The sequence below is a fragment of the Roseburia sp. AM51-8 genome (genome assembly GCF_003478275.1).
GTDB lineage: Bacteria > Bacillota > Clostridia > Lachnospirales > Lachnospiraceae > Pararoseburia > Pararoseburia lenta.
On sequence record NZ_QUEY01000001.1, the window covers coordinates 520,616 to 538,487 of the forward strand.

The window sequence follows — 17,872 nt, forward strand, 5'->3', positions numbered from 1 at the left end:
CGTACCCCAGCCATCTTTCGTAGGGGAAAACGCATGGATATTACTTTGGCAAGCCTCTTTTGTAAGAATCAGGTCGTAGAATGTGTCTGGTTTCATATGCCTTACATTGCCAAACAGTTGCAGGTGGGACAGCCCTATATTTTTATGGGCGGCTTTTGAAAGAAAAACAGGGCTACAAGATGGAACAACCGGCTATATTTACACTGGAAAAATATCTTACGCTTCGGGACAGCTTACAGCCGATCTATAGCCTTACCAAGGGTATGACACAACAGATGGTGCGCAAACTTACCCTGGCGGCATGCGATAGTCTGGCGGATTATTCTGAGGAAAACCTGCCGGATTTTGTAGAACAAAGAGAGGGCTTTCCTTCCTATATGCAGGCGATACGCCAAGTCCATTTTCCTATGCATTTTGAGGCATTGGCAGAAGGGCGTCGACGGCTCGTATATCAGGAGTTCTTCTACTTTATCTTACATAGCAGGATCTTAGAAGCAGGGACGACAGGCATTGAAAATCCCTGGCATTTTACAGAGACCGCACTGACGGATGAGACCATCCAAAAGTTACCTTACACTCTTACCAAAGGGCAGATGGATACACTATCACAGATCCGCAGCGACTTGCAGGGACCTTATGTGTCCCAGCGTCTGATACAGGGGGATGTCGGTTCCGGTAAGACGATTGTTGCCTTTCTTGCCATGCTGGATGTGGTTGCCAGCGGCTATCAGGCTGCCATCATGGCACCGACAGAGGTACTTGCTATGCAGCATGCGGCTGGTTTCCGGGAGATGTGCGCAGATTATGGGCTGCCTTATCAGGTTGTCTGCCTGACTGGTTCCATGACGGCATCCCAGAAGAAAAAGGCATATGAGATCATAGCGACCAGACCACAGATCTTTGTGGTAGGCACGCACGCCTTGATCCAGGAAAAGGTCGATTATCTGAATCTGGCATTGGTGGTAACGGATGAACAGCATCGTTTCGGTGTCAAGCAAAGGGAGAGCCTTTCAAAGAAGGGTATGACACCCCATATGCTTGTCATGAGTGCGACACCGATCCCGCGAACCCTTGCCATGATCTTATATGGGAATATGCAGATATCTGCCATCCATGAATTGCCTGCAGACCGTATTCCGATCAAGACCTGTGTTATCAAAGAAGATCTGCGGCAAAAAGCCTATGAAATGATTGGGCGGGAACTGGCAGGCGGGCATCAGGCGTATATTATCTGTCCACTGGTGGAAGCAAGCGAGCAGACGGAGGCGGAAAATGTGACCGACTATGTGGAGCGGATCCGTCCGATCTTTGGCGCACAGGTTTCCATCGCAGCCTTACACGGAAAGATGCCGCCCAAGGAGAAAAATGCGATCATGCAGGCATTCGCCGAGGGAAAGACGCAGATCCTTGTATCTACGACCGTTGTTGAAGTCGGGGTCAATGTCCCGAATGCGACTCTGATCATGATCGAAGATGCCAATCGATTCGGACTGGCACAACTGCATCAGTTGCGCGGTCGTGTCGGACGTGGAAAATGGCAGTCCTATTGCATACTAATGGACAAGTCCAAGGGAAAGAAAAAGACCGATCGTCTGGAAGTCATGCACAAGTCCAACGATGGATTTTTTATCGCCCAGGAAGACCTGCGTCTACGCGGACCGGGAGACTTTTTTGGCATCCGCCAGAGTGGCGAACTTGGTTTTCGACTGGCGGACATCATAGGAGATGCAGACTTGCTGCAAAAGGCATCCCAGGATGTGGCAGATTTTTTGAAGGAAGATGAGAGTCTGGAAAATTATCCTGCCATCCGAAAAAATCTGTCCTCTTTTGCAAGTGATAACAATATGATCTTATAAAAAAACTACCTGTGATTTTTCACAGGTAGTTTTTTCTTAGGGGTCTATTTTGTTTTTCTGGGACCGGATCATCTGCTGCACCATATAAGAGCCGATGGATTGTGAGTCTTTTGCACGTTGTACCTTGGTTTTCGAATGAAGAACCGTGCCGAGTTCTTGGGATAATTCGCATTTGAACTGTTGCAAAGCCTCTTTTGCCGCAGGATCCAGTCGTTTGGTCTCGGGCTTTCTTTTCATTTGTGCTCCTTGTTGCAGGACTATGGTTACAATCATAGTATATGAGCAAAAAATCATATCATCCTAGCACAATTTACTAGAAAAAACAAAAGTCTTATTTATCACTGACCAAAGTGACGTGCGCCAGAGATGGCGTTGCCACTAGGGAATAATTGGTGTAATAGACAACAAATCCCGGCGCGCTGCCGTTTGGCTTTTTGACGTTTTTCTTTTGCAGATAATCGATCTCCACTTTTTCGTTATCCCTGCCACTGGAGTAGTAGGCTGCAAGCGCGGCGGCGTACTCATAAGTGGAATCCGGCAATTCTTTGTTTTCGGATTTGACGATCACATGCGAGCCTGTCATCTGCTTGGCATGGAACCACCAATCATTGCCGGTCGCAAATTTAAAAGTCAACTGATCGTTCTGATAATTGTTCTTCCCGACATAGATATGAAAACCGTTGTCATCCACAAAGTGAAGGGGCTGACTTTTGGAAATCCGGTTCGTTTTCTTTCCACTGTGTTTTTTGATAAAACCGTATTCCTGCAATTCTTCCTTGATGGCGGCAAGATCGCCCTCTGTTTCAGCAATGGAAAGGGAAGTCTCGATCGACTCTAAATGTTTGATCTCGTTTTCAGTTTCTAGAATATAAGAGGAGAGGGCATTTCCGGTTCTTTTTAACTTGGCATATTTATCAAAATATTTCTTGGCATTTTCCATGGCATCCAGTGTCGGATCCAAAGGGATGACGAAAGGCTCGTTGGTATAATAATTTGTGACCTCGATGGATTTATCACCGGGGCTTGCGGCATAGCCGTAGGTGTGGAGCATTTCCCCGTAAATACGGTATTTATCCTTCTTCTCTGTATCAGCCAACTGCTTTTTCTGCAAAAGATATTTCTTGCGGTCACGCTCTAAATGAATGCTGACGATCTTGCGTAGGTCTGTGGACTTCTGATGGATCACAGTGTGCTTGTTGCGCTGCGCATAAAAGGCTTCCAAGACCTCGGATATAGAAGAAAATGTCTTATATTCCATGTCGGAATAGATAGTCAGTGGGATCGGGGCAAATTCTTTTGGCGCGCCGGTGACGGGATCGTAGTAAATACCATAAGAAAAATTCCCGTCGGACAGATCCTGTAATAAAGAACGAAAGACATCATACAAGCGCTCTACATCTGCCTGCGTCAGTGCGGCGGTAGAATCATCGGCATCCAAGCCGCTGCGATAGGCAAGTTCGGTTGCTATGATCGGTGAAAAACCGACTAAGGACGTATAGATCGCCTTTGCCACAGAGCAAGGTTTCTTTAAGATCTGCTCGACGAATTGTTCTTTTGCAATCTGCCAAGGATCGAAGCGATCCTGCTGTGCCGGGATAAAATAAGGTCGTCCCGGAAGGACTTCACGGATGGAACTCATCTGCCCGGATACATGCTTGATGCTGTCGATGATCTGCCCATCTTTATCACAAAAAATAATATTGCTGTGCTTGCCCATGATCTCCACATAGAGATATTTTACCGCAGGATCGCCCATTTCATCCAAATGCTCGATGGTAAAGCAGAGCACACGTTCCATAGAAGGCTGGCTGATCGCACTGATGCGTCCGTTTCCGATATATTTGCGAAGGAGCATACAAAAATTAGGCGCATTCAAAGGGCTGGTCTTGTTTTCTTTTGTCATATATAAAAAGGGCAGGGAAGCATTGGCAGAGATCAGAAGGCGGTTGCTGCCTTCATTTAATGCTTTAAAGGTAAAAAGCAGTTCCTCGCGCTCCGGCTGGGCGATCTTGCTAATACGCTGTCCTGCCAGTAGATGATTTAATTCCTGCATAATGCAATTTGTCGTGATCCCGTCAAATGCCATGAGATGATCTCCTTTTTCTTCTTATCTTTTTCTATTTATTATAAATGTTTATATTGAAAAAACAAATACAAATAATTTGACCTTTTGCCATGGATTTAATATAATATAGACATCTATGCATAGGTATTTATGCAAATGGGAGGTGCCGATGGCATGATAAAGAGCATGACAGGTTTCGGGAGAGGCGAAGCCGGTGATGAAACAAGAAAAATAGTTGTGGAGATCAAATCCGTAAATCATCGTTACCTGGACTTGAATGTGAAACTCCCTAGAAAATTAAACGCTTTTGAAGTGGAGATACGCAATTTTATCAAATCCCGTATTGTGCGCGGCAAGGTTGATGTTTATATCACCTTGGAAGAGACCAAAGAAGCATCCGATATCCTGCATTACAACACACATATCGCCGATATGTATATGGAAAACATCCGCAAGATGTCGCAGGATTACGGTATTCCTTTTGATGTCACAGCGACTTCGCTGGCGCGTTTCCCGGATGTCTTGGAGATGACGGATGCAGAGGATGATGATGAGATGCTTCACTTATTCCTTATGGATGCACTGACCGCTGCAACAGACCAGTTCGTTGAGAACCGTTCCCAGGAGGGCATGCGCCTGCGTCAGGATATGCTTGCCAAAATGGATGAGATGTCGTCTTATGTGACGACCTTAGAAGAACGTTCCCCGCAGATCATCGAGGAATACCGGGAGCGTTTACAGACCAAGATCACAGATCTCTTAGGAGATCATGCCATAGACGAGACCCGGATTGCATCCGAAGTTGTCTTGTATGCAGATAAGGTTTGTATCGACGAAGAAATGGTACGTTTGCGCAGCCATGTGGAAGAAACCAAGCACATGTTAGCAGATGGTGGCGAAGTCGGTCGTAAACTGGACTTTATCGCCCAGGAGATGAACCGCGAAGCCAATACGATCCTTTCCAAGTCTACAGATGTAGAGATCGCAGGCATTGGGATTTCTCTCAAGACCCTAATCGAAAAAGTAAGAGAACAGATCCAGAATTTAGAATAGGACAGACAAGAATATGGCATTTATCAATATCGGATTTGGCAATATCATCAATACAGATAAAGTGGTGTCTATCGTGACACCGGATTCCGCGCCTGCCAAACGCCTGGTGCAACGTGCCAAGGAGGCTGGCAATATCATTGATGCGACGCAGGGACGCCGCACCAGAGGAATCATCATTACAGACCAACACATCGTGCTTTCCGCGCTTTTGCCGGACACGATCGCGACAAGATCCAAAGAAGCAGCAACAAAAAAGAAGGAGGCTGATGTTTTATGACAAGGAAGGGAATGATCATTGTTTTATCTGGTTTTTCAGGCGCTGGTAAAGGAACGATCATGAAGAACCTGTTAAAAGCACATCCCGGTCAGTATCACCTGTCTATTTCTGCAACGACCAGACAAAAGCGTCAGGGCGAAGAAGATGGCAGGGAATATTTCTTTAAGACCAGGGAAGAATTCGATCAGATGATCGCAGATAATCAGTTACTGGAATACGCCACCTTCAATGGCAATTCTTATGGAACACCGCGTTCTTATGTGGAGCAGTTGGTAAACGAGGGCAAGGATGTCATCTTAGAGATTGAGATCCAGGGAGCGCTTCAGATCAAAAAATTATACCCGGAAGCCCTGCTTCTCTTTGTGATGCCGCCATCTGCAGATGCCTTAAAGGAGCGTCTGGTCGGCAGAGGAACCGAGACACCGGATGTGATCGCACAGCGTCTGGCAATCTCTTCCAAGGAGTCACAATACATGAATGGCTATGATTATCTGGTCATCAACGATCAGATCGAAAATAGTGTAGAACAAGTGCATGCTATTATTTCTTGCGAGCATTTTAAGACAGCGAGAAATGAAGATACAATAGACATGATCCAAAAAGATTTAAAGAAGTTTGAAGGGAGATAGGAAACATGTTACATCCATCATATGTAGAATTAATGAAAGTAGTAAACAAGAACAGCGACGAGATCGGTGAAGAACCGGTAGTAAACAGCCGTTACAGCATCGTTTGCGCTACTGCAAAAAGAGCAAGACAGATCATCGACGGACAAGAGCCGCTGATCCGCATATCTAAGGGAGAAAAGCCACTTTCTATCGCAGTAGATGAACTCTATCGCGGAGAATTACAGATCATCTCTGAGGATGATGAGGAGCAGGAAGAGGAAGCATAATGAAACTTCTTTTTATATCGCTTGGCTGTGATAAGAACCTGGTCGATACCGAGCATATGCTTTCTATGATCACAAAAGATGGCATTACCATCACCAATGATGAGAATGAGGCAGATGTCATCGTTGTCAATTCCTGTTGTTTTATCAGTGATGCCATGGAAGAAAGTATCCAGACCCTGATCGACATGGGCAGTCTCAAAGAAACCGCAAATCTCAAAGCTTTGATCGTGACCGGCTGTCTGGCAGAGCGTTACGCTAAAGAGATCGCAGAGCAGATCCCGGAAGTGGATGCCGTGATCGGCACTAATGCTTATGATGAGATCGTATCTGTCATACATGAGGTCATGGAAGGTCATAAGACCAGTGTCAAAAAGCCTTTGAACGGCTTGCCAAAAAACTATGCCGGCAGGACACTTACGACCGGCGGACATTTTGCCCACCTAAAGATCGCCGAGGGCTGTGACAAGCACTGTACCTATTGCGTGATCCCATCTATCCGTGGCAATTATCGTTCCGTACCGATGGAAGATATTCTGGCGGAGGCTGCATCACTTGCGGCAGACGGTGTCAAGGAACTGATCTTAGTTGCCCAGGAGACAACGCTTTATGGCGTGGATCTTTATGGCAAAAAAACACTGCCGACCTTATTAAAAAAGTTAAGCGAGATCGAGGGGATCCGCTGGATCCGTTTACAATATTGCTATCCGGAGGAGATCACAGACGAATTGATCAGGATGATGGCAGACAACCCAAAAGTATGCCACTATATTGATATTCCCATCCAGCATGCCAATGATGAAGTCTAAAACGCATGGGACGAAAGACTTCGCAGGCTGACCTGCGCCGGATCGTTGGCGCACTGCGTCAGGCTATGCCGGACATCTGTATCCGCACGACTTTGATCTGTGGATTTCCTGGTGAGACCGAACAGGCACATGAGGAACTCAAAACGTTTGTCAGTGATATGAAGTTTGACCGTCTGGGCTGCTTTGCTTATTCCAGACAGGAAGGCACACCGGCAGATACTTTCCCGGATCAGGTACCGGAGGAGATCAAGCAGGTGCGTGTGGCAGAGATCATGGAATTACAGCAGGATATCTCGGCTGCCTGCAATGAGACCTATATCGGCATGACCTTAGATGCCTTTGTGGAAGGCAAGGTTGCAGACGAGAATGTCTATGTTGCCAGAACCTACCGGGATGCACCGGATGTAGACGGTTATGTTTTTATTCAGACGACCAGAGAACTCATGACAGGTGATATCGTATCGGTTCATGTGACAGGTTCGTATGAATATGATTTGATAGGAGAATTAGCATGAATTTACCAAATAAATTAACCATTTTCAGAGTAATTTTAATTCCGTTTTTTGTTGTATTTTTGCTCTTGGATCCGTCCAACCAGACCTATCGCTATATCGCAGATGCGATCTTTATCATTGCAAGTCTGACGGATATGTTGGATGGCAAGATCGCAAGAAAATACAATTTAGTGACAAATTTCGGCAAATTTATGGATCCGCTTGCAGATAAATTATTAGTCAGTGCGGCTATGATCTGCCTGATCGCAACAGGACAACTAGCTGCCTGGATCGTGATCGTTATTATCAGCCGTGAGTTTATCATCAGTGGCTTCCGTCTGATCGCATCCGATAACGGTATCGTTATTGCCGCAAGTTATTGGGGCAAGTTCAAGACCGTATTTCAGATGCTTATGATCATTGTTTTGATTGCCAATATCCAGATGCCTTTCTTTACGGTTTTAGGTACGATCCTTATCTATGTAGCACTTGTGCTTACCATCGTATCTTTGATCGATTATATCGTAAAGAATAAAGACGTATTAAAAGAGCAGAACTAATGCAGGATATCATAGAAAAAATCGTAAAAGAATTAGAAAAAGCGCAGGCAACTGTTGCAGTTGCAGAGTCCTGCACCGGCGGAATGGTCAGTGCCAGTCTGGTCGATTATCCGGGCGTTTCCGCTTGTTTTAAAGAAGGCTATGTCACTTATTCCAATGAGGCAAAAGAGAAAAATCTCGGTGTCTTACATACGACTTTAGAAGCCTACGGCGCCGTCAGCAGGCAGACTGCAGAGCAGATGGCAGAGGGCGTGCGAAAACGGGCTGGAGCCACTTACGGACTTGCCACCACAGGCATCGCAGGACCGGATGGTGGGACAGAGGACAAGCCGGTCGGACTGGTATATATTGCGTGTGCCGGCAGCAAGAAAACACTTGTCAAAGAATGTCATTTTTCCGGTGGCAGGCAATGCGTGCGCAGGCAGGCGACAGAAATGGTCCTGCAATTATTACTTACATGTATCAAGGAGTTAAATTGCTAAGATGAGAGTGATTTCCGGTACGAGAAAACGTTTGCAGTTACATACGGTATCAGGCATGCATACCAGACCAACCCAGGACCGCATCAAAGAGACCCTTTTTAATATGATCCAGAATGACCTGTGTGATGCACAGTTTCTGGACGTTTTTGCAGGAAGCGGTCAGATGGGGATCGAGGCGCTCAGCCGGGGCGCGGCATGTGCTTATTTTATTGAGAACAACAAATTAGCCTTAGACTGCATCCATCACAATATCACGCATACACGTTTTGATGATGAAGCCTTTGTATTGCCGGGGGATGTGATTTATGAACTCCGCAATTTAGAGGGGCGGATGCAGTTTGATATTATTTTTATAGACCCGCCTTATCATGGTGGATATGAGCATGACGTATTAGAGACGATTGCACAATGTGATCTCCTGGCAGAGGATGGATATGTGATCGTAGAAGCAGATCTGCACACGGATTTTACCTTTGTCACGGATCTGGGCTATCAGATCTTAAACGAAAAGGATTACAAGACAAACAAGCATGTCTTTTTAGCAAAGGATGAGTAGAGACAAATGAAAAGAGCAATTTATCCGGGAAGTTTTGATCCGGTCACTTTCGGACATTTAGACATCATTGAGCGGTCTGCAAAGATCTTTGACGAAGTGATCATCGGTGTTCTCAACAACAGTGCCAAAAATGCATTGTTTACTGTCGAAGAAAGGGTTGCCATGATCGAAGATCTGGTTAGGCAGTATCCAAATGTGACCGTGGATTCTTTTGACGGACTTCTGGTCGACTATGCCAAGAAAAAAGAGGCTGCAGTCATCATCCGTGGACTGCGTGCCGTGACCGACTTTGAATATGAAATTCAGATTGCACAGACCAACAAAGTCGAGTATCCTGAACTTGAGACAATCTTTTTGACGACCGGATTGCACTATTCTTATCTGAGTTCGACCATTGTAAGAGAATTTGCTTCTTATGGTGGAGATATTAGTAGATTTGTACCTGCGGAGATCATTCCGCTGATTCAGGCAAAGTATAATTCATAAAAGGAGATTCTATTATGTCAAGTGGTATTGAAGAAATCATCGAAGAAATTGAAGAATATGTAGACGGATGCAAGCCATCTGCATTTTCTCCATCCAAGATCATCGTCAACAGAGACGAGTTAGAGAGTCTTTTGGAAGAACTGCGCACCAAGACGCCGGAAGAGATCAAGCGTTACCAGAAGATCATCAGCAATAAGGAAGCCATTTTGGCAGATGCACAGAACAAGGCAGATGCCATCATCGCACAGGCACAGATTCAGACCAACGAACTGGTCAGCGAGCATCAGATCATGCAACAGGCATATGCCAAAGCCAATGAGATCATTATGCTGGCGACCAAGAATGCGCAGGATATGCTGGACAAGGCAACAGAGGATGCCAACAGCATCCGTATGGGAGCCATTGCCTATACCGATGATATGTTAAATACCATCGAGAGCGTGATCTCCAATTCCATGGAGACAACACAGGCAAGAACAGAGACCTTCATGCAGACTATGCAGGGCTATCTGGATATCGTTGTTGCCAACCGTCAGGAACTGGCACCGCAGGAAGTAAAAGAGCCGGAAGCACCGGCAGACCAGCCGCAGACACCAGAACCAAAGGCAGAGGAGACGGCTTCTGAGGACAATGTACCGGCACTCGACATCCCGGAATCCTTCTTCAATAAAGAATAAAAAAATACAAGATGGTGAGCAGACCACTTATGAGGGCAAAGAGCAGGCGTTCTTTGATATAATTTCTCATAGAAAAGGGGGCGCCCATGCAAACGGACCAGGTCTGCATAGCCGTACATAAGCCGCCAAAGGAAAGCAAGGGGATGGCACACAGGTATTTGACCATACCGGATATTTCTAGTATGGATATCTCATGTATACCGATTGTGATCTCCAAAAAAGCAAGTATGCATGCCCGAAGCCCGGTCGGCAGAAATTGGATTTCTTTAACAAAGGCACAAAAGATACCAAAAAGGATCAGATAACCGCCAAGAATGGTTATGGTTTCAAATCCATTCATGATAGCGACATTTAAGATTTGAAAGCAGTTTCGAAGTCTTGGTGTCGCTTTTCTTGTCGTTTTGCCATAGGATGTGATATGTATTTTTTGTTCTGTAGTTGCCTCTTTTTTAGAGAAAAAACATACAAGACAAAGGATATGGGGCAGGTATAAGAGCAAAAGGCTGATGCCAAAGAGGTCGGGAAGGTCCAGTTTTTTCGTCAGGACATAAGAGCCGACGAAGGACGGTCCGATCAGATTACAGTGGTTTAAAAGGATCTGTCCTTCCCTGGCATCGATGAGATTTTTTTGATAGAGGTCTTTTGCCATTTTTGCACCGATCGGTAGTCCAAAGGTCAGTCCCGCTAAGACAGCAAAAAGGATGCGGATTTTTTTCGCACGCAGGGGTGACATCCGGGCAAAGATATATTCCTGCACAGGATCCGACAAGAGGATATTGGATAGGATCATAAAGGGAAGTAGGGTCGGCAACAACTGAAAAAACCAGATATTGAGACCGCTAACGGCTCCGGAAAAGGTGATCTGGGGCTGACACAGGGCGATCAGGATGGCAATGATTACGAAAACAAGTCCAAACTTCATATAGTTAATCTATGAAAGTGATACAGAAAATATGATGCGATTAGATAAATTTTTGAGCAATGCAGGGATTGCTTCCCGGTCTGAGATCAAGAAAATACTAAAAAAGGGCGCGGTCCGCGTCAATGGAAATGTCGTCAATGACGGTAAATTACAGATCGATGAAACTGCAGATCAGGTCTTATATCAGGGAAAGAAAGTGGAATATGAGACTTTTGTCTATTATGCCTTCCACAAACCGGCAGGCTGTGTCTGCGCCGCCAGGGATGCCCTGCATCCGACGGTTTTTAACTATGTACCCATGAATGCAAAGCAAGATCTTTTTACGGTAGGACGACTGGATCTGGATACGGAAGGGCTTTTACTGATCACTAATGACGGTGCCTTATCCCACGCTTTGCTCAGTCCCAAAAAACACGTAAAAAAGACTTATCTTGCCTATTTAGATGCGCCGGCAGATCCAGCAGATATCCGGCTTTTTGCGGAGGGGATCGATATCGGCGAAAAAAGACCAACCAAGCCGGCAGAACTTGTCATAGACCAAAATGATCCGACACACGTCTATATCACGATCTCGGAGGGGATGTATCATCAAGTGAAACGCATGGTGCACGCATGCGGCAAGGAAGTCCTTTATTTGAAACGTTTATCTATGGGCGAGTTTAGTTTAGAAGATACTTTGGACAAGGGTGCTTATCGCACATTGACAGAAAAGGAAATGAATTATGTTAGAGAATATAAAGGCAGTACTCTTTGATCTGGACGGCACACTGGTCGACTCCATGTGGGTCTGGAGGCAGATCGATCTGGATTATCTGGGAAAGCGGCATCTGCAAATGCCTAAAAGCCTACAAAAGGATATTGAGGGGATGAGTATGCGGGAGACCGCCTGCTTTTTTCAAAAACAGTTTGGCATCACAGATGATATTGATACCATGATGGCAGAGTGGAATGCCATGGCAATGGATGCCTATGCCAATCATGTGACTTGGAAGCCTGGGGCAGAGGCATTTTTACAAAGACTGCGCAGGGACGGCATCGCCACAGGCATTGCGACCAGCAATTCCAAGGAATTGTTACAGGCAGTCGCAGATGCACTGGGAATGCAGGACTATATTGATTATTTTTTGACCGGAAATGAAGTAGAACGCGGAAAACCGGCACCGGATATCTATTTAAAAGTGGCAGAGCATTTAGGCGTGCAGCCCAATGACTGTCTGGTATTTGAAGACATCTGTCCGGGCATCATGGCGGCAAAAAATGCCGGGATGAAGATCTGCGCGGTCTATGATGACTATTCCAAGGACATCACGGCAGAGAAGAAGACCCTGGCAGACTATTACATTACAGATTACAGGCAGATCGACTAGAACAGGACGTTAGTATGGAAGCAATACATGATTTTTTACCGATTTCAAAAGAAGATATGAAAAGACGCGGCATAGACCGGTTGGATTTTGTCTATGTATGTGGGGATGCCTATGTGGATCATCCTTCCTTTGGGCATGCCATTATCACACGTCTCTTGGAATCCTATGGCTATAGCGTGGGGATCATTGCCCAGCCGGACTGGAAAGACGATGCGTCTATTTCTGTTCTGGGAGAACCGCGTCTTGGCTTTTTGGTTTCCGGTGGCAATATGGACTCTATGGTCAACCATTATTCGGTATCCAAAAAGAGACGACAGACTGATGCCTTTTCTCCGGGCGGTGTCATGGGAAAACGTCCGGATTATGCATCCATCGTATATTGCAACCTGATCCGCCGGACTTACAAGCGCACACCGATCATCATAGGTGGGATCGAAGGCAGTCTGCGCCGTCTGGCACATTATGACTACTGGTCAAATAAGGTCAAACGGTCCATTCTGATGGATTCCGGTGCAGACTTGATCTCCTATGGTATGGGCGAGCGTTCGATCATTGAGATCGCAGAGGCACTTGCCGCCGGCATCGACGTTAAGGATATCACCTATATCCGCGGGACAGTCTTTCGGACACAAGACCCTTCCTTTATCGAAGATGCCATCCTTTTGCCGTCTTATGAGGAGATTTCGACCAATAAAGAGGCATATGCCAAGAGTTTTTATACCCAGTATCAGAATACAGATGCCTTTAGTGCCAAAAAGATGGCAGAAGCCTATCCGCACGGTGTCTATGTGGTGCAAAATCCACCGCAAAAGCCGCTTTCCATGCAGGAAATGGATGATGTTTATGCCTTGCCTTATATGCGCACCTATCACCCGATCTATGAAAAAGATGGCGGGATCCCGGCTATTTCCGAGGTCAAGTTCAGCCTGATCAGTAACCGCGGCTGTTTTGGCGGCTGTAATTTCTGTGCCCTGACTTTCCATCAGGGACGCATTGTGCAAACGCGCAGTCATGCTTCCATTCTTGCAGAGGCAGAGTGTATGATAAAGGATAAGGATTTCAAGGGCTATATTCATGATGTTGGAGGCCCGACCGCCAATTTCCGGCACCCATCCTGCCAAAAGCAACTGACCAAGGGTGTCTGCATGAACCGCCAGTGTCTTTTTCCAAAGCCTTGCAAAAACCTGACGGTCGACCACAAGGATTATTTAAAACTGCTCCGCAAACTGCGTGCTTTGCCGGGCGTAAAAAAGGTCTTTGTGCGATCCGGTATCCGTTTTGATTATTTGCTGGAAGATCCGGATGATTCCTTTTTCCGGGAATTGTGCCAATATCATGTCAGCGGCCAGTTAAAAGTGGCACCGGAGCATATCAGTGACAATGTCTTAAAATATATGGGAAAGCCGCCGGTAGCCGTCTATGATCGCTTTAAGGATAAATACCGCAAGATCAATGAAAAGATCGGAAAGAAGCAATACCTGGTGCCATATCTGATGTCGTCGCATCCGGGATCTACCTTAAAGGATGCCATTGCTTTGGCAGAATATCTGCGGGATCTTGGTTATATGCCGGAACAGGTACAGGATTTTTACCCGACACCGTCGACCATATCGACCTGTATGTACTATACGGGGCTGGATCCGGCGACCATGGAACCGGTCTATGTGGCGCACAATCCGCATGAAAAAGCCATGCAGCGTGCCCTCATCCAGTACCGAAATCCAAAGAATTATGATCTGGTCTATGAAGCACTTAAGAAAGAACATCGGGAAGATCTGATCGGTTTTGATAAGCACTGTCTGATCCGCCCGCGCAAATTAGCGGAAGAAAGGCAAGGGCAGAGCCGTAAGAAAAAGCAGGATAGTAAATATCAATCCAAAGATAAGCGGCAGCATAGTAAAAAAGCCACGCAGCGACCACGCGCAAACAGGAAAGGAAAACGATAGGTCTTATGACAGAAATTCAGATTACTTCCGGTCAGGAAAAACAACGTTTTGATAAGTTCTTAAAGAAATACTTTAAGGCTGCCAGTGGCGGATTTTTATATAAGATGCTGCGCAAAAAGAACATTACCCTCAACAAGAAAAAGGCGGACGGATCCGAGATCTTACAGGCAGGCGATATGATCCAGGTGTTTTTCTCCGATGAGACCTTTTCCAAGATGCGGGGGCAGGAGGCGGTTTCTTCAGAATATCAGAAACTACTTCAAGTACCTCATGAGCTTCAAGTGGTCTATGAGGATGACCTTATGCTGATCGTCAATAAGCCGAGTGGAATGCTGTCACAGAAGGCAAGCGAGTCGGATATTTCTTTAAACGAGAGCATCCTTTCTTATCTGATCCATGAAGGGCTCTTATCAGAGGAGACTTATGCCGTCTTTCACCCGTCGGTTGCCAACCGGCTGGACCGCAACACCTCCGGGATCGTGCTTGCCGGAAAGACCTTAGCAGGGCAGCAGTTCTTATCGGATATTCTGCGGGATCGCAGTGCCAAAAAGATCTACCATTGTATCGTTCGCGGCAAAGTAGAAGAAGAGATGCATTTAAAAGGCTATCTGCTAAAAGACGAACGATCCAATCAGGTGCAGATATTTTCCGATGAAACACAAGATGCCAAGCCGATCGAGACAGCCTATCGTCCGCTTGTCGTAGGACCGGATGCCACGCTTTTGGAAGTGCATCTGATTACAGGGCGCAGTCACCAGATCCGGGCACACCTGGCATCTATCGGACACCCGATCGCCGGAGATCCAAAGTATGGAGATATGGTCTGGAACAAAAAACTCCGTCAGGACTTTTCTGTCAGATCCCAACTGCTCCATGCTTATTCCATCACCTTGCCGGATGGACGTACCTTTATTGCAGACGAACCGGAAATTTTTTCACAGATCATGAGAGGATAATTATGGCAACATGGCATTCCAGAGGATTGCGTGGATCGACCTTTGAGGACTTGATCAACCGCACAAATGATATTTACGAGAATAGTAATCTTTGTCTGATTCAAAAAGTACCGACACCCATCACGCCGATCAACATTGATAAGGATACCAGACACATTACTTTGGCATATTTTGACAAAAAAAGTACCGTCGATTATATCGGGGTAGTACAGGGGATTCCTGTCTGCTTTGACGCCAAGGAATGTCACAGCGACCTTTTTCCCTTGCAGAACATCCATGACCACCAGATCAACTTTATGCAGACTTTTGAAAAGCAGCAGGGCATGGCTTTTTTTCTGCTCTACTTTACCCAGCGCGACGAATTTTATTATCTGCGCTTAGAAGAAGTCATGCGCTATTGGAAGCGCGGGCAGGAGGGTGGTCGCAAGAGTTTCCGCTACGAAGAACTGGATCCCGATTTCTTCTTTCATGCAAAGCCCGGTATCTTTGTTCCTTATCTGGATCCTTTGCAAAAAGATTTATCTATGCGAGATGCTTGACAGTTGTTCTGTCTTTTCCTATAATATGGATAGTTTAGTTATTTACCACTGCACCATGATAAAGTTTAAAGGAGCCATAAACTATGCAAAATAAGAGATTACATACCCCGGAAGGTGTTCGCGATATTTATAATGATGAATGTGAGAAAAAGCATTATATCTTAGACCGGATGCGACAGGTCATACAATCTTACGGCTATCGTTTCATTGAGACACCGACTTTTGAGTTCTTTGATATCTTCGGACAAGAAGTGGGTACTACGCCGTCAAAAGATCTCTATAAATTTTTTGATCGTGAGGGCAATACCTTGGTCCTGCGTCCGGATATGACCCCGTCCATCGCAAGGGCAGCATCCAAGTATTTTCCGATCGAGACCGAGCCGGTGCGCCTTTGCTATGAGGGCAATGTCTTTATCAATAACAACAGTTATCAGGGCAGGCTCAAGGAAAGCACCCAGTTGGGTGTCGAGTTCATCGGAGAAAATTCAGTCGATGCTGACGGCGAGATCATAGCCCTTGTCGTCAATAACTTAAAGGCTGCCGGCTTAGAACAGTTCCAGATCAGTATCGGTCATGCAGATCTTTTCCGTCAACTCATGAAAGCAGCAGATTTTGATGCAGAGGCAGAAGAAACCTTACGCGACCTGATCTTAAATAAAAACTTCTTCGGCGTGGATGAATTCTTGGAGCGTCATCAGGTAACAGATGATCTGCGCAGCCTCTTTTCCATGTTGGGAAAGATGTATGCCAGTCCAAAAGAATGGGCAGGGATGAAAGAAATCGCCCTTCGTTTCCCGGGTGTAGCGGATGCCCTTTCTTATCTTCAGGAACTTTATGAACTTCTTGAAGTGTATGATGTGACAAAATATGTTTCCTTTGAATTGGGATTGATCAGTTCTTACAGTTATTATACCGGTATCCTATTTAGCGGCTATACCTTCGGAAGCGGCGAACCGATCGTAAAGGGTGGACGCTATGACGGGCTTTTGTCCTACTTTGGAAAAGAGGCTCCGGCGATCGGCTTTGCCCTTATGGTAGACCAACTTTTACTGGCATTGGAGCGGCAAAAGATCGCCATTTCGGCAGGACAGGAAGCAGAGATCATCCTATACACACCGCAGCAGAGAAAGATCGCTGCCACGACTGCAGAGGAACTGCGAAATGCAGGCAAGATTGTCCGCCTGCATCTGATGAATCTGGACAGCCACAGCATAGCGGATTACCGCCAGCGGTATCAGGGACAAAAGATCATTGTATTGGAGGACGAATAAGATGGAAGAACAAAGATATCTGACTTTTGCCCTGGGAAAGGGACGTTTGGCAAAGCAGACGCTTGCCACTTTTGAAAAGATCGGCATTACCTGTGAGGAGATGAAAGATCCGGGCACCAGAAAACTCATTTTTGTCAATGAAGATTTAAAACTCCGCTTTTTCCTGGCAAAAGGACCGGATGTGCCGACCTATGTCGAATACGGCGCGGCTGACATCGGTATTGTTGGAGAGGATACGATCTTAGAGGAAGCCCGAAATATTTATGAGGTTTTAGATCTTGGCTTTGGTAAATGCCGCATGTGCGTCTGCGGACCAAAGGAATCCAAGGAACTCCTGCAGCACCAGGAATTGATCCGCGTTGCTACCAAATATCCGAGGATCGCTAAGAATTATTTTTATAACGAAAAACATCAGACGGTTGAGATCATCAAGTTAAACGGTTCGATCGAACTGGCACCGATCGTGGGACTGTCCGAAGTGATCGTAGATATCGTAGAAACTGGCTCGACTGCGGGAAAACGGACTGGAAGTCTTAGAGGAAGTTTGTCCTTTGTCCGCGCGGATGGTCGTCAACCAGGTCAGCATGAAAATGGAATATGAACGCATCACCAAATTGATCGGTGAGTTAAAACAGGCATTATCAATCGAAGGGTAGGTATGGGA

The 17,872-nt window shown here is 46.0% G+C and carries 20 protein-coding genes and 2 pseudogenes; 19 read left to right on the plus strand and 3 right to left on the minus strand.

Translation table 11 applies throughout. The annotated features are described in order from the left end of the window. Positions 1-33: 33 nt before the first annotated feature. Positions 34-159, plus strand: a complete 126-nt coding sequence (locus DW996_RS13565; RefSeq protein WP_279220141.1) for a hypothetical protein — start codon at positions 34-36, stop codon at positions 157-159. Next, on the plus strand, positions 156-1,856 hold the full coding sequence (locus tag DW996_RS02615; RefSeq protein ID WP_243098643.1) for an ATP-dependent DNA helicase RecG: 1,701 nt from the start codon (positions 156-158) through the stop codon (positions 1,854-1,856). Before DW996_RS13565 ends, DW996_RS02615 begins: the two co-directional genes overlap by 4 nt. A 36-nt stretch (positions 1,857-1,892) precedes the next feature. Here the strand turns inward: DW996_RS02615 and DW996_RS02620 are convergent, their stop codons facing one another. Both DW996_RS02620 and DW996_RS02625 read right to left on the minus strand, forming a co-directional pair. Then, a complete protein-coding gene (locus tag DW996_RS02620) occupies positions 1,893-2,093 on the minus strand; it encodes a small, acid-soluble spore protein, alpha/beta type (RefSeq protein ID WP_158573031.1) in 201 nt (66 codons plus the stop codon). A gap of 94 nt (positions 2,094-2,187) precedes the next feature. Beyond that, complete coding sequence (locus tag DW996_RS02625) at positions 2,188-3,942, minus strand: Rqc2 family fibronectin-binding protein (RefSeq protein ID WP_118534778.1); 1,755 nt, start codon at positions 3,940-3,942, stop codon at positions 2,188-2,190. A gap of 153 nt (positions 3,943-4,095) precedes the next feature. Between DW996_RS02625 and DW996_RS02630 the strand changes: the two genes are divergently transcribed. From DW996_RS02630 to DW996_RS02675, 10 genes and pseudogenes are all read left to right on the plus strand, one after another. Next, positions 4,096-4,974, plus strand: a complete 879-nt coding sequence (locus DW996_RS02630) for a YicC/YloC family endoribonuclease (protein ID WP_118534779.1) — start codon at positions 4,096-4,098, stop codon at positions 4,972-4,974. Positions 4,975-4,987: 13 nt separating this feature from the next. Next, positions 4,988-5,251: a DUF370 domain-containing protein gene (locus tag DW996_RS02635; RefSeq protein ID WP_118534780.1), complete on the plus strand. Its 264-nt coding sequence runs from the start codon at positions 4,988-4,990 to the stop codon at positions 5,249-5,251. After that, entirely contained in the window at positions 5,248-5,880 is a 633-nt protein-coding gene (gmk, locus tag DW996_RS02640) for a guanylate kinase (RefSeq protein WP_118534781.1), read from the plus strand. Before DW996_RS02635 ends, gmk begins: the two co-directional genes overlap by 4 nt. A gap of 5 nt (positions 5,881-5,885) precedes the next feature. Continuing rightward, positions 5,886-6,146 carry a DNA-directed RNA polymerase subunit omega gene (gene rpoZ, locus DW996_RS02645; RefSeq protein ID WP_118534782.1) on the plus strand — a complete coding sequence of 87 codons (261 nt, stop codon included), beginning with the start codon at positions 5,886-5,888 and terminating at the stop codon, positions 6,144-6,146. After that, positions 6,146-7,467, plus strand: a pseudogene (rimO, locus tag DW996_RS14720) (30S ribosomal protein S12 methylthiotransferase RimO). Before rpoZ ends, rimO begins: the two are co-directional and overlap by 1 nt. Next, on the plus strand, positions 7,464-8,006 hold the full coding sequence (gene pgsA, locus DW996_RS02655; RefSeq protein ID WP_118281180.1) for a CDP-diacylglycerol--glycerol-3-phosphate 3-phosphatidyltransferase: 543 nt from the start codon (positions 7,464-7,466) through the stop codon (positions 8,004-8,006). The pseudogene rimO and the gene pgsA overlap by 4 nt, the downstream one beginning before the upstream one ends. Further along, a complete protein-coding gene (locus tag DW996_RS02660; protein ID WP_118281181.1) occupies positions 8,006-8,488 on the plus strand; it encodes a CinA family protein in 483 nt (160 codons plus the stop codon). The genes pgsA and DW996_RS02660 overlap by 1 nt, the downstream gene beginning before the upstream one ends. Before the next feature lies 1 nt (position 8,489). Beyond that, complete coding sequence (rsmD, locus tag DW996_RS02665) at positions 8,490-9,044, plus strand: 16S rRNA (guanine(966)-N(2))-methyltransferase RsmD (protein WP_118281182.1); 555 nt, start codon at positions 8,490-8,492, stop codon at positions 9,042-9,044. A 6-nt stretch (positions 9,045-9,050) separates the two neighbouring features. Further along, a complete protein-coding gene (coaD, locus tag DW996_RS02670; protein ID WP_118281183.1) occupies positions 9,051-9,530 on the plus strand; it encodes a pantetheine-phosphate adenylyltransferase in 480 nt (159 codons plus the stop codon). A gap of 14 nt (positions 9,531-9,544) precedes the next feature. Next, positions 9,545-10,207 (plus strand): ATPase, encoded by a 663-nt coding sequence (locus DW996_RS02675; RefSeq protein ID WP_118281184.1) that lies wholly within the window; start codon positions 9,545-9,547, stop codon positions 10,205-10,207. Here DW996_RS02675 and DW996_RS02680 read toward each other — a convergent pair. Beyond that, complete coding sequence (locus tag DW996_RS02680; RefSeq protein ID WP_118281185.1) at positions 10,194-11,129, minus strand: hypothetical protein; 936 nt, start codon at positions 11,127-11,129, stop codon at positions 10,194-10,196. The genes DW996_RS02675 and DW996_RS02680 overlap by 14 nt on opposite strands. A gap of 31 nt (positions 11,130-11,160) precedes the next feature. Between DW996_RS02680 and DW996_RS02685 the strand changes: the two genes are divergently transcribed. The 7 genes and pseudogenes from DW996_RS02685 (at position 11,161) to hisG (ending at position 17,864) form a co-directional block, all read left to right on the plus strand. After that, complete coding sequence (locus DW996_RS02685) at positions 11,161-11,883, plus strand: pseudouridine synthase (protein ID WP_118281186.1); 723 nt, start codon at positions 11,161-11,163, stop codon at positions 11,881-11,883. Next, complete coding sequence (locus DW996_RS02690; protein ID WP_118281187.1) at positions 11,852-12,496, plus strand: HAD family hydrolase; 645 nt, start codon at positions 11,852-11,854, stop codon at positions 12,494-12,496. The genes DW996_RS02685 and DW996_RS02690 overlap by 32 nt, the downstream gene beginning before the upstream one ends. 14 nt (positions 12,497-12,510) lie before the next feature. Then, positions 12,511-14,442, plus strand: coding sequence for a YgiQ family radical SAM protein (locus DW996_RS02695; RefSeq protein ID WP_118281188.1), 1,932 nt, complete (start codon positions 12,511-12,513; stop codon positions 14,440-14,442). 5 nt (positions 14,443-14,447) lie between these two features. Beyond that, a complete protein-coding gene (locus DW996_RS02700) occupies positions 14,448-15,398 on the plus strand; it encodes an RluA family pseudouridine synthase (RefSeq protein ID WP_118281189.1) in 951 nt (316 codons plus the stop codon). 2 nt (positions 15,399-15,400) lie between these two features. Beyond that, a complete protein-coding gene (locus DW996_RS02705) occupies positions 15,401-15,937 on the plus strand; it encodes a Holliday junction resolvase RecU (protein WP_118281190.1) in 537 nt (178 codons plus the stop codon). A gap of 83 nt (positions 15,938-16,020) precedes the next feature. Further along, positions 16,021-17,208, plus strand: coding sequence for an ATP phosphoribosyltransferase regulatory subunit (gene hisZ, locus DW996_RS02710; RefSeq protein WP_118534783.1), 1,188 nt, complete (start codon positions 16,021-16,023; stop codon positions 17,206-17,208). A 1-nt stretch (position 17,209) separates the two neighbouring features. Next, positions 17,210-17,864, plus strand: a pseudogene (gene hisG / locus DW996_RS02715) (ATP phosphoribosyltransferase). Positions 17,865-17,872: the final 8 nt, after the last annotated feature.

What these genes read in the sequence shown, in the direction of transcription:
- DW996_RS02630 (WP_118534779.1), top strand. Translation starts at nt 4,096, where the DNA reads ATGATAAAGAGCATGACAGGTTTCGGGAGAGGCGAAGCCGGTGATGAA.
- rsmD (WP_118281182.1), top strand. Translation starts at nt 8,490, where the DNA reads ATGAGAGTGATTTCCGGTACGAGAAAACGTTTGCAGTTACATACGGTA.
- DW996_RS02685 (WP_118281186.1), top strand. Translation starts at nt 11,161, where the DNA reads ATGATGCGATTAGATAAATTTTTGAGCAATGCAGGGATTGCTTCCCGG.
- DW996_RS02660 (WP_118281181.1), top strand. Translation starts at nt 8,006, where the DNA reads ATGCAGGATATCATAGAAAAAATCGTAAAAGAATTAGAAAAAGCGCAG.
- DW996_RS02695 (WP_118281188.1), top strand. Translation starts at nt 12,511, where the DNA reads ATGGAAGCAATACATGATTTTTTACCGATTTCAAAAGAAGATATGAAA.
- DW996_RS02675 (WP_118281184.1), top strand. Translation starts at nt 9,545, where the DNA reads ATGTCAAGTGGTATTGAAGAAATCATCGAAGAAATTGAAGAATATGTA.
- DW996_RS02625 (WP_118534778.1), bottom strand. Translation starts at nt 3,942, where the DNA reads ATGGCATTTGACGGGATCACGACAAATTGCATTATGCAGGAATTAAAT.
- DW996_RS02680 (WP_118281185.1), bottom strand. Translation starts at nt 11,129, where the DNA reads ATGAAGTTTGGACTTGTTTTCGTAATCATTGCCATCCTGATCGCCCTG.
- DW996_RS02620 (WP_158573031.1), bottom strand. Translation starts at nt 2,093, where the DNA reads ATGAAAAGAAAGCCCGAGACCAAACGACTGGATCCTGCGGCAAAAGAG.
- coaD (WP_118281183.1), top strand. Translation starts at nt 9,051, where the DNA reads ATGAAAAGAGCAATTTATCCGGGAAGTTTTGATCCGGTCACTTTCGGA.
- hisZ (WP_118534783.1), top strand. Translation starts at nt 16,021, where the DNA reads ATGCAAAATAAGAGATTACATACCCCGGAAGGTGTTCGCGATATTTAT.
- DW996_RS02635 (WP_118534780.1), top strand. Translation starts at nt 4,988, where the DNA reads ATGGCATTTATCAATATCGGATTTGGCAATATCATCAATACAGATAAA.
- DW996_RS13565 (WP_279220141.1), top strand. Translation starts at nt 34, where the DNA reads ATGGATATTACTTTGGCAAGCCTCTTTTGTAAGAATCAGGTCGTAGAA.
- DW996_RS02700 (WP_118281189.1), top strand. Translation starts at nt 14,448, where the DNA reads ATGACAGAAATTCAGATTACTTCCGGTCAGGAAAAACAACGTTTTGAT.
- DW996_RS02690 (WP_118281187.1), top strand. Translation starts at nt 11,852, where the DNA reads ATGTTAGAGAATATAAAGGCAGTACTCTTTGATCTGGACGGCACACTG.
- rpoZ (WP_118534782.1), top strand. Translation starts at nt 5,886, where the DNA reads ATGTTACATCCATCATATGTAGAATTAATGAAAGTAGTAAACAAGAAC.
- pgsA (WP_118281180.1), top strand. Translation starts at nt 7,464, where the DNA reads ATGAATTTACCAAATAAATTAACCATTTTCAGAGTAATTTTAATTCCG.
- DW996_RS02705 (WP_118281190.1), top strand. Translation starts at nt 15,401, where the DNA reads ATGGCAACATGGCATTCCAGAGGATTGCGTGGATCGACCTTTGAGGAC.
- gmk (WP_118534781.1), top strand. Translation starts at nt 5,248, where the DNA reads ATGACAAGGAAGGGAATGATCATTGTTTTATCTGGTTTTTCAGGCGCT.